The organism is Commensalibacter intestini A911 (genome assembly GCF_000231445.1).
Lineage (GTDB): Bacteria > Pseudomonadota > Alphaproteobacteria > Acetobacterales > Acetobacteraceae > Commensalibacter > Commensalibacter intestini.
In genome coordinates, this window is the sequence record NZ_AGFR01000009.1 from 97,597 (window position 1) to 110,452 (window position 12,856).

The window sequence follows — 12,856 nt, forward strand, 5'->3', positions numbered from 1 at the left end:
AACAACAAACCATTCTTACAGAGTATATAATATTATATACTCTGGTTTCCTGGCAACTTTGTCATACGCATTATTATCTTACTTGTAATATTTGTTTCACTTTTTCTCTTAATACTACCAAAATCTCGTCCTCAAAATATGGATTTTTTTTAACCCACGCCAAAGTTCGCCAAGAAGGGTGAGGCAATGGGAAATATTGAGGTAAATAGTCCTGAAAATCACGCACTCTATCTGTCACCTTTCCCTTACCTAAAACATAATTTTGCGCATAAGAGCCAACTAACAGGGTTAACTTTATATCAGGTAAATGCTGTAATAATTTTTCTCGCCATTTGGGCGCACATTCTTTGCGTGGAGGACGATCCCCACCTTTTTCTAATCGACCAGGATAACAAAAGCCCATTGGAATAATAGCGACCAAAGAATCATTATAAAATGTGTCTCGATCAATTTGTAACCACTCCCTTAATCGATCCCCCGAAGGATCATTAAAGGTAATGCCACTCTCATGCGCTAATGTTCCTGGAGCTTGACCCGTAATTAATAACCGAGCTTTAGGAGAGCCTACTTGTAAAATAGGTTTAGGACCTAAAGGTAATCCCTCACAAAAGCGACAATCCCTAACCTCAGTTAACAACGTGTCTAAGGATTCCATTAAACACCTCTATATTTCACCTTTTAATACTTGTTGTACAAACTCTGGAACCAATTGAGTTGCTGGTCCAAGACGACTTTCATTAAAACGAGATGTTCCTGCTGAAGGCTCTAAATTTAATTCTATTGTTTTTGCCTTTGCTGAAGATGCTAGCTGCACAAACCCAGCCGCTGGATAAACAACCCCAGAAGTTCCAATAGAAACAAAGAGATCGCAAGACAATAATGCTTCTTGAATTTCATCCATGTAATAAGGCATTTCACCAAACCATACGATATCTGGGCGTAATTTATGCTGACCACAATGAGAACAAGGCGTATGAATCGTGCAATCTTGATGCCATTCAATTTTTGCATCACAAGCTGTACACCATAATTTGTATAACTCTCCATGCATATGATACAAATTTTGACTTCCTGCCCTTTCATGTAAATCATCAATATTTTGGGTAACAATTAATAATTCTGCATCAATTTCTTTTTGTTCAATAGATTTCTCTAGTGCTGCCAAAGCAATATGCGCTGCATTCGGTTGAACTTTAGGAAGGTCTTTTCGTAACTTATTATAAAATTCTTGTAGCTTTTCTGGATTCTTCTTAAAACCTTCCGGAGTGCATACTTCTTCCATACTATATTTAGCCCAAATACCATTCGCATCTCTAAATGTATCCAGACCAGACTCTTTACTAACCCCTGCACCTGTTAAAATAACAATTTTTTTCATTCATTCCTCCATAAAAATATCATGTAATTTCATTACAATGTTGCTTACGACATTCATTTTTCTGCTATGAACAATTATATTTTCAACTTATAAATATACTTTAATCATTTACAGATACTTAAAAAACACATTAAAATACTTTTTTAGCAATTACGGTAGCAAATAAGCCGATTACTATTTTACCATACTTTTACTGAAACCGAGATTTATCAAATGCGCTTTCATTTTTTTAAACGTTCAAAAAAAGTTGCTGTGATTACAGGAGCAACAGGTGGATTAGGAAAAGAGCTTGTTAAACGCTTACTAAAAGAACAATATCGAATTATAATGGTTGCCAGAAGCCTAAAGCAAATAGAGCAAATCTCTTTGCATTACGGAAAAGACGTTACTGGCTGTATTTGTGATCTTTCCCATGCAAATGAAATCACCTATCTGTGTAATGACATCCGTTCTCGTTTTGGACAAATTGACGTATTAGTCCATAGTGCTGGCAAAATTTCACCTGGCCCTCTTGATACCCAAAGCGATCAAATGATTCTTGATCAAATGAACGCCAACCTCACTGGGGCAATTTTGATCACCAAAGGGTTACTCTCTTTAATGAAGCGAAATAGCTCCATTATCTTTATTAACTCTCTAGGAGGGCTACTCCCTCTTAAAGATAGCGCTTTATATTCTGCCAGCAAATTTGGATTGCGTGGCTTTGCACTTGCTTTATCTATGGAGCTACGAGCAAAACGCATTTATGTATCTTCTATTTTTCCTGGAGCTGTTGAAACCCCAATGCTTCATAAAGAAATGAAATCTGGAGGCTCAGTTCTCAACTTTTGCTCTCCTCCTCTTTCTACAGAAACTGTTTGTCAAACGGTTCTAAAAGCTATTCGACAAAAAAAATTAGAGTATTACATTCCTAAATGGAGTGGAATACAAATAAAGCTTTTAATGCTAAAACCTGGGCTTCTCAAACTCTTAATGCCAATATTAGAGAAACAAGGAAAAAAAGGGCTAAAAGCGTGGCAAGAACAACAACTTGGCTCTGCACAAAAAGATAAGAGTTAATAAAAACTAATTGCGCTATTGTGGTGAACCTTTTACATGTAAGGCTTCACCCTTTTTTATTTTAATAAAGAACGACCTTTGAAAATGAACGCTACACAAACAGAATCATTTAATCCACCCGAAATAGATCTTAAACAATATATCCGCTCTATTCCTGACTACCCTAAAAAAGGAATATTATTTTATGATATTTCTACTCTGCTGAGAAATGCAGATGCTTGGCAAATTGCAGCAGCACGCATGGCAAAGGGGGTGGCTAAATGGAATCCAGATTTAGTGGCAGGAATTGAATCTAGAGGTTTTGTCAGCGCATCGCCTTTAGCCTCTTCTCTAGGATGTGGAATGATTATGATCCGTAAACCAGGGAAACTACCAGGGAAGACGATTTCTCTAAACTATGATCTAGAATATGGACAAAATTGCCTACATATTCAAGAAGATGCTGTCAAACCAGGTCAACGCGTTGTTGTTATTGATGATTTATTAGCAACAGGTGGCACCTTACAGGCTTCTATTGAGCTTTTACGTAAAATAGGTGCAAATGTTGTCGGTGCAGCTGCTTTGATTGAATTAAAAGAATTAAAGGGACGCGAAAAAATCGACGTCCCTTTACATTCTGTTATTACTTACGAATAACTCAAAATCATAAGAAAGTATTTTATACTTTCTTATTTTTTTCAATAAAATTTTCCAACCAGTGAATTGTATAATCCCCTTTTTGGAATTCTTTATCAGCAAGAATTTTTTGCTGTAATGGAATGGTTGTTTTCACTCCATCAATCGCCATCTCTCCCAATGCACGCTGCATACGCGCAATCGCAGATGCACGGTCTGGGGCATGAACAATCACTTTTGCAATCATGCTGTCATAATAAGGTGGAATAGAATATCCAACATATAACGCACTATCCAAACGCACTCCTAAGCCACCTGGAGCATGAAAAACCTGAATTTTTCCTGGATTTGGAACAAAGGTATCTGGATCTTCTGCATTAATACGACATTCAATTGAATGCCCTTGGAGCTTAATATCTGCTTGAGTAACGCTTAATTTTTCACCAGCAGCTACTCGAATCTGTTCTGTGACAAGATCAACACCAGAAATAAACTCTGTTACAGGATGTTCAACTTGTAAACGTGTATTCATTTCAATAAAGCAGAAATGTCCATCTTGATACAAGAACTCTAAGGTTCCTGCATTTCGATATCCAAGCTCACGCATCGCATTGGATGCAATCTCACCAATAGATTGACGTTGCTCATCTGTCAAAGCAGGCGACATGGCTTCTTCTAATACTTTTTGATGACGACGTTGCAATGAGCAATCACGTTCACCCAAATATACAACATTACCATGTTGATCAGCCATAATTTGGATTTCAATATGACGAGGCTTATCAAGGTATTTTTCCATGTAAACTTCATCATTACCAAAAGCCATTTTAGCTTCTGTTCGAGCAACTTGCCATGCTTCTTCAAGCTCAGCAGCAGTATGGGCAACTTTCATCCCACGTCCACCACCACCAGCTGTTGCTTTAATCAACACAGGATAACTAATTTCCTCAGCAACTTTTTTAGCTGCTGCAATATCCTTTAATGCACCATCTGATCCAGGAACCAACGGAACATTAAATCTATTCATCGTTGTTTTAGCTTGAATCTTATCGCCCATTGTGCGGATATGTTCTGGTGAAGGGCCAATAAATACAAGACCATGCTCTTCAACTAACTCTGCAAAATCAGCATTCTCAGATAAAAAACCATATCCTGGGTGAATAGCTTCCGCACCTGTTACCATTGCAGCTGATAAAATAGCTGCTTTATTCAAGTAACTTTCGGCAAGCGACGGCGGTCCAATACAAACACTTTCATCCGCAAGACGCACATGCATCGCATCAGCATCAGCCGTTGAATGAACAGCTACTGTTTTAATACCCATCTCACGACAGGCTCTTAAAATACGAAGTGCAATTTCACCACGATTGGCGATTAAAATTTTTGAAAACATTCTTTTATTCTATTACTGCCAGAACTTCACCATATTCAACTGGATCACCTGCTGAAACAAGAATACGTGTAATCTTACCTGATTTATGCGCACGAATCTGATTAAACGTCTTCATTGCTTCAATCAATAAAATTACTTGCCCTGACTGCACTGTTTGTCCAACAGTGACAAATGGAGGGGATGCTGGATCTGCTGTTAAATAAGCAACACCAATCATAGGACTTAACACGGCACCAGGATGTTTAGATATATCCTGAGACTGTTGTGCTGTTTGTTCAGCTGCCTCCCCAGCAATAGCAGCAGGTGCTGCAACAGGAGCAACTACGGTGCTGCCGCCAAGATTTCTAGCAACACGAATCCGTTGATCCTTTTCTGCAATTTCAATTTCACTTAAACCGGTTTCGGTTAAAATATCTGCTAAAGCACGAATAACTTCGGCATCGACGAGCAGCTTGCTCATTAATTGTCCTCTTCTAGAATAAGATCTGCCATCGCAGCTAAAGCCAGAGCATATCCTTGCAGACCTAATCCGCAAATAACGCCTGTTGCTGCATGCGACACATAAGAATGATGTCGAAAAGACTCTCGACGATAAATATTGGAAATATGTACCTCTATAACAGGTAAATCCACAGATAACAACGCATCTAACGTTGCAATAGATGTATGGCTATAAGCACCAGCATTAATAATAATGCCTTTTGCTTTACCTCTACATTCTTGTATCCAAGAAACCAATTCCCCTTCATCATTTGTTTGACGAAAATCAATTGCTATTTCAAGATGTTCTGCATTTTGAATACAAATTTGTTCCACGTCATCAAGGGTTGCACTTCCATATATTTTAGGTTGGCGCATCCCAAGCATATTCAAATTCGGTCCATTCAAAACATATACCAGCGGTAATTCCATCACCTGTTACACTTTACACTTTCAGATAAAAAATATCTTACATTAAATATAACTACTTCTTTTAATAGGCAACTGCTAAGATTACACTAAATCAAACTTTGATTAAACTCTATATTTTTCACTATTTGATTATTTTTTGTTGCATCAAAATAACATGTTTCTTATACATAAATAAAATAATTAATACCTCTTGTAATGAATGACTTCACAACTTATTTATCACATATAGTATGAGTAAACCGTAAATATTCATTTTTTTGCCACTTTTTTATAGTCTTATGGTATAATCAAAGCTTTAGTGGATAAAATTTAACAGTTTGGAAAGCTTTACCAGATAACTCACCTTTTGATTTATCACGGTAAACAGAAAGAAAAATGCGACGAAGTTGTACAAAATTATTGGGTCTTTGCTTAATAACTGGAATTGGATTCCAGGCAACACAAACGACGCAGGCGCATAGTTTACACAAAAACGTGACTAAAAGCTCCTATCGTAATGTTGTTAAGCATCCCCGAAAAAAAGTAAAATCACATCGTACCCACTCTCTTCAACCAATTGCCCAAGACGATGCCAACACAGCATCAAACGATCAAAATACAAATTATCATCTCGATGATACTCAAGCAGAAAGTGGTACTGCGAGCTGGTATGGTGGGCGTCATAATAAACGCAGAACTGCCGCTGGAAGCCAGTTTAACAGCAAACAATTAACAGCTGCACATCCGACTTTACCTCTAGGTACTAAAGTGCTGGTTCGTTCTGAAGATAGTGGAAATAGTGTGATTGTAACCATTAATGACCGAGGTCCTTTTAAAGGAAATCGTATCATTGATTTATCAAAAGCCGCTGCTTCTAAAATTGGTATGGTTCGTCAAGGCACTGCCCATGTAACCATTACCCCAATTGATAATACAGAAGTTGCAATGGCTCCTGAATAATCCATAGAGATTATGGATTATATTTTACTTTATAAAAGGCCTCACCTAATACTCTTTAGGTTGAGGCTTTTTTAATGACATATTCTTCGATCTTAGAATTAAACTGAGCCCCCAATAACACGACATAACAAGAAACCCAGAACCACATCATAATGGCAGCAATTGTTCCTAAAGGACCATATGTACTGGTAAAGTTCGCTAAATGTGCAACATAAAAAGAAAAACCAAAAGCAGACAACAACCATAAAACTGTTGATAGAATTGCTCCTGGAAAAATCCAGCGCCAAAAAACTAACTTACGGCTAGGCCCAAAACGATAGAACAAAGTAAAAGACCAAACAACAAAAATTAAAACAATAACATTACTGATAGTTCTAGCAATATTTAATACAGGAAAATAATCATCAAGACTGGGAAAGTAATTCATAATATCGTAGAAAACTTGCAGAGGAAGTAATTTAATAATTGCAGGTAAAGCCACAACAATTGCCAGAGTCAAAGACATTCCTAAAATAGCAAAAAAAGTTAATGCCACTGCCAACAATTGAAATTTAAAAAAATTTCTTGCTTCTTTCGTATCATAGGCCACATTTAACCCTGTAATTAATCCTTTTGTTCCCACAGCAGAGGCCCAAATAGCTAGTACAATTGAAACCGCCAGTTGAATCGTTAATGTTGAGTCTGTTTGATCAATAATATTATGAATCATCTGCTGTAAAAAATTATACACAGAGGGTGGCAAGAAATGTTGCAAGAACTGTAATTGTGGCTCAACGGTTTGTGGATCAAAAACCAATCCATAAATTGAAATCAAACTACTGATCGTCGGAAACAAGGAAAGTGTCGAATAAAAAGCACATCCAGCAGCGACCAACATAGATGGACCTACGATCAATGCTTTAATGGTATTAATAATAATAGTTCTCCACCCACGAAAAGAAATTTTCAAGGGAGAATAACCTTTCTCTCGAAGTATTTCTTCTGCAAGCGATTGATTAGTATCGTCCATTACGTTTATTTTCCAAACCTTCTATTACAATTTATTCATCAACGTAAATATTAAAAATTAATTTATAATCATTGATGTGCTTGTTACTTATAAACACAATTCTCTTATAAACACAAATACAGTAACTAAACTGTAAGAATTTAAATTTTTATTATTTTATAGTTGCTTTTAATGGATGATAATATCATATCAACACAAACGCAGCAACGTACGTGCCCCTGATCCTTAAAAAAGGTTACGCAACGACGTCAAGCGCTCTGGCAAACGGCTTAATAAAATGCCGTTTTAATTCGCTGGTCCGTTCGACCGTTCCGTCACATTACTCTGTTATCAAACAGATAAATATTAAAGGAGTAGGAATTTTATGAATTCTAAAATCTCTCAATATTTAACTAAACATCAACCTTCAACCCCGTGCCTGATTGTTGATCTTGATATAGTCGATCATAATTATCAACAACTCTCCCAAACGCTTCCTTTTGCTGATATTTATTATGCAATCAAAGCAAATCCTGCCTTACCTATCCTCAAAAGACTAGTGGCTATGAATGCTTTTTTTGATGCAGCTTCTTGGGAAGAAGTTCAACTTTGTCTTGATGCTGGCGCACCACCTTCTCATATTTCTTTTGGAAATACGGTTAAAAAAGTTTCGGCTATTCAAGCTGCATCTCAGGCTAATGTAGAAATGTATGTCTTTGATAGCATCGAAGAAATGCAAAAAATTGCCAAACATGCTCCTGGGGCAAAAGTATATTGCCGTTTAACAGTTGATAATCTAGGCGCAGACTGGCCTTTATCTGGAAAGTTTGGCACCACAACTGAACATGCGATTGAATTATTATTAGAGGCACAAAAATCTGGATTAAATCCTTATGGGGTTTCTTTTCATGTTGGCAGCCAACAAACAGACCCAAAAGCTTATAGTCTTGCAATTGAAAAGGCCGCTTTGGTATTTCGTGCACTTGCTGAACAAAATATTCATTTACAAATGATCAATTTAGGAGGGGGATTTCCGATTCATTATCGTGAAGATATTCCTAAACTCAACGAATTTGAAACCGAGATTCAAAAGAGCTTACATCATCATTTCAATAATAACTTTCCTAGAATTATCCTCGAACCTGGACGTGCCATTGTAGGCAATGCTGGTGTTATCTCGACGGAAGTTATTTTATCCAGCAAACGAGGAAAAGAAAATGGGCCTCGTTGGGTATATTTAGATATTGGTCGTTTTGGTGGGTTGGCTGAAACTGAAGGGGAGGCTATTCGTTATCAAATTACCACAGAATATGATGGCTCTGATACCGACCCTGTGATACTTGCCGGCCCTTCTTGTGATGGTGTTGATGTTTTATACCAAAAATCAAACTATCAACTCCCTTTACAGTTAAGTGCAGGAGATCGTGTTGCATTATTAAGCACAGGGGCTTATGTTTCTACTTATTGTTCAACCTCTTTTAATGGCTTTCCTCCTCTTGAAGAGCATTATATTTAACATTCTCTTACAGATACCCCGCTATGCAATATTTATAGCGGGCACCCTTCTCTTAATTCCTAGCACGGTAATTGCACAACCAATGAATAATATATTTATTGGAACCAATACAGCGGGAACATTGGGATATCTACAAATCAAAAGCGTTCCTATTAATCGCCTTTATACTATTCTCAATATCAAAGATGCGCATTGTGGAGGCTTTATAAAAGGCTATACAGAGCGCCAAGCCAATCGTTTTATTATTCACACTGACGTCCCAGACCCCAGAAAAGATGAAAATCATCAATGTCAGGTAACTTTCATTTTAAACAATCAGAAGTTAGAGATTATCAAAGAAGAAAACTGTAATGAGTGGCATACACTTGGTTGCTCTTTCACCTCTTTACAATTTTCTCCAGCACCTACTCCGTCTCTTGCGCCTTTAATAAATCATATATCCTTTGAAGCTCTGTATATGTATCTTTCAAAACTGTATCAACTTGTTCACGAAGAAACATCATACTATGAATAACATGATCTTTACTTCTAATAGAATTTGGACAATATTTTCCATAAATGATTTTAGTATACACATTATTGTCAATTTTATAAAAAATATAAGGATCCATACATTTATCAGGTATATGCAGATAAAAATCATAAGGGTCTTTTTTCTTACCTAAATATCGATAAAAAGCCTTCCCATAATCGTTACCAGAATTATAAATTAAACTAAAAATTTTTTTAGCATCTAAAGGAAATAATTTAAGAGAATATGCACGTTGAGGATCTAATACAAAATCTCCTATATACTCCTTAAAGTCTCTTAAAGGTGTTCCCATTTTAGGATCACCAACTCTACGGTTATTAATATAAAAGCAGAATTTACCTAGCATCCAATAACTACCACCACAATCATCAATATCTATTTCAAATTGTATAGCAAATACTTTTTTATTGCCTATAATCATTTATGATTTCTTAACCGCTTTCAATCTGATCAATAATACTTCCTATTTTTTCTAGTAGATAACAAATTTACTCTTTGGTTTTACCTATTCTAGTCTCAAACTCAAAAACATCTAGACCATTACATACTTCATTAAAAATATTATTTACTATCACCAAATCGTCATATGACAATGAGATATCAGCTTGCTTATCTACAACCTTTATAAGCTCCATTACATTTTCACTTTATTATCAGAATAATTTAGAATTCATTTTAGTTATATTAATTGTTTATATATCCCAATAATATCTTCTGTTAATTGCAACACTTCTTTTTTATCTGTACCATGAATAATTTCAAACTCTCGAGCATCTACACAAACGCCCTCATATATCTCACCAACAGTGGCGAGAATAATACGCAACTCTTCTTTAGATAAAGCAATTATTATTTGCTCATCTTTTAATTCAACTAATTCCATTATCGCGTTAACAAAAACAAAGCCTGTTCTCCAAAGAAATTTGCCAACCGTACATAACGACGCCAAGGTGCACGCTCTCCTTGCTCATCAATGGCCATCCATCTCTCGATACGATGTCCCTCAACCTCACAAAGTTGAACAAAATCTGTCATCGTACAAGGGTGAATATTTGGCGTTTCATACCAATATTTTCCCCATACGGTCGTCATGGGCATACGCCCCTTCAACAATAATTGTGCCCTTAATGTCCAATGCCCAAAGTTAGGAAAAGAAACAATCGCGTGCCGTCCAATCCGTAACATTTGTTGTAAAACCTCCTTAGGATGGTTTACAGCCTGTAACGTTCTGGACAGTACAACATAATCAAACCCATTTGTTGGATAATGCTGCAAATCAAAATCAGCATTTCCTTGGATAACAGGCAAGCCTTTACCCACAGACTTTGTTACACAAGACATATCCAACTCAATACCTCTGGCATCGCATTGATGGTATCGACACAAATAATCAATCAAAGAACCATCACCACAACCAATATCCAATACTTTAGACTGTGGTTTAATCATATCCACTATACAACGTTGATCAAGACGCATAATTTTCTAACCGCCTTTGTTCTTCAATTCCTGATAAAAACCCTTGAATCGTTAAATCTAAATCGGGCTCTTCTAATAAAAACGCATCATGCCCTTTATCTGTTGTAATTTCTACAAAAGAAACTCTCGCACCGACACGGTTTAATGCTTGTACAATCGCTCTTGACCGAGACGTCGGAAACAACCAATCAGAGGACAAAGAAATCACACAGAATCTAGATTGTACATTCGCAAATGCTCTGACTAAATCCCCATCATGCATCTGCGATAAATCAAACCAATCCATTGCTCTACTGATGGTAACATAAGAATTCGCATCAAAACGCCTAACAAAGTTAGAGCCTTGATAATGTAAATAACTGGCGACTTGAAATCTCTCTCCAAAAATAGGCACTGAAGAGTCCTTTAGATTCTCTTGTAACTTACGCCCAAACTTACGATTTAATGCATCTTCGGATAAATACGTAATATGAGCCATCATTCTAGCCACAGCCAACCCGCGATAAGGGGTTACACCATAACGCCAATATTCGCCCTCTCGCCAATCAGGATCCGAGAAAATAGCCTGACGCCCGACTTCATTAAACGCAATATTCTGTGCAGAGTGAAACGAAGAGGTCGCAATTGGCATCACTGAATATACATGCTCTGGATAACTAACCGCCCATTGAAGCGCCTGCATTCCGCCCATGGACCCACCAATCACCGCAAATAACCTATCAATTCCAAAAGAATCAACCAGCATTTTTTGAGTATCAATCATGTCTTTAATGGTAATTTCTGGGAATTCTGCGCCCCAACGTCGAGCTGTAGAAATATCCTCTCTCACCGAACGTGGGCCAGTCGTTCCCATACAGCTGCCCAATACATTACTACAAATAACAAAATACTTATCTGTATCAATGGGCAAGCCTGGCCCAACCATTTTGCTCCACCATCCTAATTTTTTAGTAATCGGATTAATCCCTGAAACATATTGATCGCCTGTCAATGCGTGACAGATTAAAATTGCATTATCTTTGGCCTCTGATAATTGACCATAAGTTTGATAGGCCACTTCTAAAGGAGCAAGTTTTTGCCCATTTTCTAAGAGTAAACCTTCTGGAAATACCAGCTTTTGAACCAAATTCTCTTGGTTGTTTTCACATTTCTCATCTTGTTTTTCTGATATAACCATAAATGCTAACGATTATCCCCCCCTGTAACAGTCAAGATACATGACTTTTATAAAGCATATTCAAACCAGACACTATATATCTTTATTTCTTGATAGAATATATAGGTTGAGATACTTTAGCAAAAATAAATCAGATTTGAACCTTAATCTTTCGATATTCTGCAATATTTATAAAAGCTTACTGTGAGTTCATCTATTAAAGAAGTGTCGATATTTGTAGAAAGCAACATACCATGAAATCCCATCGATATGCGCCTTCCTCTAAATTATACCAATGTCTCTCACTATTGTTAATCACAGGATTGCTTTGCGCCCCTGATGCACAAGCTGTGACGCATCACCATAAAAAAACACAACATCGCTTACAAAAAGCACCTCTTGGAAGAATCACTCTAACTTCCCAACCTGGCACCGCGCTAGAAAATACGGCAAGGTTACTTAATCAAAGCGATATGAATTTCGCAATTCAACGCAATGAACAACCCCTATTACTCATCGGTAGCCTGAATTTATCCAGCACAAACAAGCCAAAAACTGTTTTATTTACACAAATCCAATCTGCTAGCTTATGTGGATCTGGAGGATGCTCCACAACAGGATATATTAAAAGAAACAACCAATGGGTTAAAGTTCTAGATTCTGTTACCGGAGATATACAAGTCGAAAAAACAGTTCATAAGGGTATGCATGATCTTTCTGTCAGTGCGTCTGATGTCTGGGTATGGAATGGAAAAACCTATGTAGAAACACAAGGTGGGCCGAGCCTAAAAGGCCTAAAGCAGTCTATTGAAAGACATCAAGAAAACAATAAATAACGGCATCTAATTTTGGTAAACTCAATCAAGATTTTACCAAAATTACTCTTCTA

Annotated in this window: 16 protein-coding genes; 6 read left to right on the top strand and 10 right to left on the bottom strand. The window is 36.9% G+C overall.

Annotated elements, in window-relative coordinates:
* Positions 1–73: 73 nt before the first annotated feature.
* Both CIN_RS11810 and CIN_RS11815 read right to left on the bottom strand, forming a co-directional pair.
* Positions 74–655 (bottom strand): uracil-DNA glycosylase family protein, encoded by a 582-nt coding sequence (locus CIN_RS11810; protein ID WP_008854499.1) that lies wholly within the window; start codon positions 653–655, stop codon positions 74–76.
* A 9-nt stretch (positions 656–664) separates the two neighbouring features.
* Positions 665–1,378, bottom strand: coding sequence for an NAD-dependent deacylase (locus CIN_RS11815; protein ID WP_008854500.1), 714 nt, complete (start codon positions 1,376–1,378; stop codon positions 665–667).
* A 213-nt stretch (positions 1,379–1,591) separates the two neighbouring features.
* Here CIN_RS11815 and CIN_RS07630 point away from each other — a divergent pair, with 213 nt between their 5' ends.
* Both CIN_RS07630 and CIN_RS07635 read left to right on the top strand, forming a co-directional pair.
* Entirely contained in the window at positions 1,592–2,437 is an 846-nt protein-coding gene (locus CIN_RS07630) for an SDR family NAD(P)-dependent oxidoreductase (RefSeq protein WP_008854501.1), read from the top strand.
* A gap of 84 nt (positions 2,438–2,521) precedes the next feature.
* Positions 2,522–3,073, top strand: coding sequence for an adenine phosphoribosyltransferase (locus tag CIN_RS07635; RefSeq protein ID WP_008854502.1), 552 nt, complete (start codon positions 2,522–2,524; stop codon positions 3,071–3,073).
* A 22-nt stretch (positions 3,074–3,095) separates the two neighbouring features.
* Here CIN_RS07635 and accC read toward each other — a convergent pair whose 3' ends face one another.
* Genes accC through aroQ form a run of 3 tightly spaced genes read right to left on the bottom strand, consistent with a single transcriptional unit; the run spans position 3,096 to position 5,357 of the window.
* Positions 3,096–4,445 carry an acetyl-CoA carboxylase biotin carboxylase subunit gene (accC, locus tag CIN_RS07640; protein WP_008854503.1) on the bottom strand — a complete coding sequence of 450 codons (1,350 nt, stop codon included), beginning with the start codon at positions 4,443–4,445 and terminating at the stop codon, positions 3,096–3,098.
* 4 nt (positions 4,446–4,449) lie between these two features.
* Positions 4,450–4,905: an acetyl-CoA carboxylase biotin carboxyl carrier protein gene (locus CIN_RS07645; protein WP_008854504.1), complete on the bottom strand. Its 456-nt coding sequence runs from the start codon at positions 4,903–4,905 to the stop codon at positions 4,450–4,452.
* Positions 4,905–5,357, bottom strand: a complete 453-nt coding sequence (gene aroQ, locus CIN_RS07650; protein ID WP_040364198.1) for a type II 3-dehydroquinate dehydratase — start codon at positions 5,355–5,357, stop codon at positions 4,905–4,907. The genes CIN_RS07645 and aroQ overlap by 1 nt, the downstream gene beginning before the upstream one ends.
* Before the next feature lie 375 nt (positions 5,358–5,732).
* Between aroQ and CIN_RS11515 the strand changes: the two genes are divergently transcribed.
* Complete coding sequence (locus CIN_RS11515; protein WP_050798391.1) at positions 5,733–6,296, top strand: septal ring lytic transglycosylase RlpA family protein; 564 nt, start codon at positions 5,733–5,735, stop codon at positions 6,294–6,296.
* A 55-nt stretch (positions 6,297–6,351) separates the two neighbouring features.
* Here the strand turns inward: CIN_RS11515 and CIN_RS07660 are convergent, their stop codons facing one another.
* Entirely contained in the window at positions 6,352–7,305 is a 954-nt protein-coding gene (locus CIN_RS07660) for a YihY/virulence factor BrkB family protein (protein WP_008854507.1), read from the bottom strand.
* A 364-nt stretch (positions 7,306–7,669) separates the two neighbouring features.
* Here CIN_RS07660 and CIN_RS07665 point away from each other — a divergent pair, with 364 nt between their 5' ends.
* Positions 7,670–8,800 carry a type III PLP-dependent enzyme gene (locus tag CIN_RS07665; protein ID WP_008854508.1) on the top strand — a complete coding sequence of 377 codons (1,131 nt, stop codon included), beginning with the start codon at positions 7,670–7,672 and terminating at the stop codon, positions 8,798–8,800.
* An 82-nt stretch (positions 8,801–8,882) separates the two neighbouring features.
* Positions 8,883–9,314, top strand: a complete 432-nt coding sequence (locus CIN_RS11820) for a hypothetical protein (RefSeq protein WP_139016984.1) — start codon at positions 8,883–8,885, stop codon at positions 9,312–9,314.
* Here the strand turns inward: CIN_RS11820 and CIN_RS07670 are convergent.
* The 4 genes from CIN_RS07670 to metX all read right to left on the bottom strand — a co-directional run bounded on the left by CIN_RS07670 (position 9,205) and on the right by metX (position 11,988).
* On the bottom strand, positions 9,205–9,753 hold the full coding sequence (locus CIN_RS07670; protein ID WP_008854509.1) for an immunity 42 family protein: 549 nt from the start codon (positions 9,751–9,753) through the stop codon (positions 9,205–9,207). The genes CIN_RS11820 and CIN_RS07670 overlap by 110 nt on opposite strands.
* 258 nt (positions 9,754–10,011) lie before the next feature.
* Positions 10,012–10,215 carry a hypothetical protein gene (locus CIN_RS07675; protein ID WP_008854510.1) on the bottom strand — a complete coding sequence of 68 codons (204 nt, stop codon included), beginning with the start codon at positions 10,213–10,215 and terminating at the stop codon, positions 10,012–10,014.
* Positions 10,215–10,811: a methionine biosynthesis protein MetW gene (gene metW, locus CIN_RS07680; protein ID WP_008854511.1), complete on the bottom strand. Its 597-nt coding sequence runs from the start codon at positions 10,809–10,811 to the stop codon at positions 10,215–10,217. The genes CIN_RS07675 and metW overlap by 1 nt, the downstream gene beginning before the upstream one ends.
* A complete protein-coding gene (metX, locus tag CIN_RS07685; RefSeq protein WP_008854512.1) occupies positions 10,801–11,988 on the bottom strand; it encodes a homoserine O-acetyltransferase MetX in 1,188 nt (395 codons plus the stop codon). Before metX ends, metW begins: the two co-directional genes overlap by 11 nt.
* Positions 11,989–12,221: 233 nt before the next feature.
* On the opposite strand from metX, the gene CIN_RS07690 reads away from it, so the two are divergent.
* Positions 12,222–12,803 (top strand): hypothetical protein, encoded by a 582-nt coding sequence (locus CIN_RS07690; RefSeq protein WP_008854513.1) that lies wholly within the window; start codon positions 12,222–12,224, stop codon positions 12,801–12,803.
* Positions 12,804–12,856 lie beyond the last annotated feature (53 nt).

Coding starts and splice junctions, on each gene's coding strand:
- CIN_RS07630 (WP_008854501.1), top strand. CDS start 1,592: ATGCGCTTTCATTTTTTTAAACGTTCAAAAAAAGTTGCTGTGATTACA.
- CIN_RS07660 (WP_008854507.1), bottom strand. CDS start 7,305: ATGGACGATACTAATCAATCGCTTGCAGAAGAAATACTTCGAGAGAAA.
- aroQ (WP_040364198.1), bottom strand. CDS start 5,357: ATGGAATTACCGCTGGTATATGTTTTGAATGGACCGAATTTGAATATG.
- CIN_RS07665 (WP_008854508.1), top strand. CDS start 7,670: ATGAATTCTAAAATCTCTCAATATTTAACTAAACATCAACCTTCAACC.
- CIN_RS11515 (WP_050798391.1), top strand. CDS start 5,733: ATGCGACGAAGTTGTACAAAATTATTGGGTCTTTGCTTAATAACTGGA.
- CIN_RS07635 (WP_008854502.1), top strand. CDS start 2,522: ATGAACGCTACACAAACAGAATCATTTAATCCACCCGAAATAGATCTT.
- metW (WP_008854511.1), bottom strand. CDS start 10,811: ATGCGTCTTGATCAACGTTGTATAGTGGATATGATTAAACCACAGTCT.
- CIN_RS11810 (WP_008854499.1), bottom strand. CDS start 655: ATGGAATCCTTAGACACGTTGTTAACTGAGGTTAGGGATTGTCGCTTT.
- CIN_RS07690 (WP_008854513.1), top strand. CDS start 12,222: ATGAAATCCCATCGATATGCGCCTTCCTCTAAATTATACCAATGTCTC.
- metX (WP_008854512.1), bottom strand. CDS start 11,988: ATGGTTATATCAGAAAAACAAGATGAGAAATGTGAAAACAACCAAGAG.
- CIN_RS11820 (WP_139016984.1), top strand. CDS start 8,883: ATGAATAATATATTTATTGGAACCAATACAGCGGGAACATTGGGATAT.
- accC (WP_008854503.1), bottom strand. CDS start 4,445: ATGTTTTCAAAAATTTTAATCGCCAATCGTGGTGAAATTGCACTTCGT.
- CIN_RS07645 (WP_008854504.1), bottom strand. CDS start 4,905: ATGAGCAAGCTGCTCGTCGATGCCGAAGTTATTCGTGCTTTAGCAGAT.
- CIN_RS07675 (WP_008854510.1), bottom strand. CDS start 10,215: ATGGAATTAGTTGAATTAAAAGATGAGCAAATAATAATTGCTTTATCT.
- CIN_RS07670 (WP_008854509.1), bottom strand. CDS start 9,753: ATGATTATAGGCAATAAAAAAGTATTTGCTATACAATTTGAAATAGAT.
- CIN_RS11815 (WP_008854500.1), bottom strand. CDS start 1,378: ATGAAAAAAATTGTTATTTTAACAGGTGCAGGGGTTAGTAAAGAGTCT.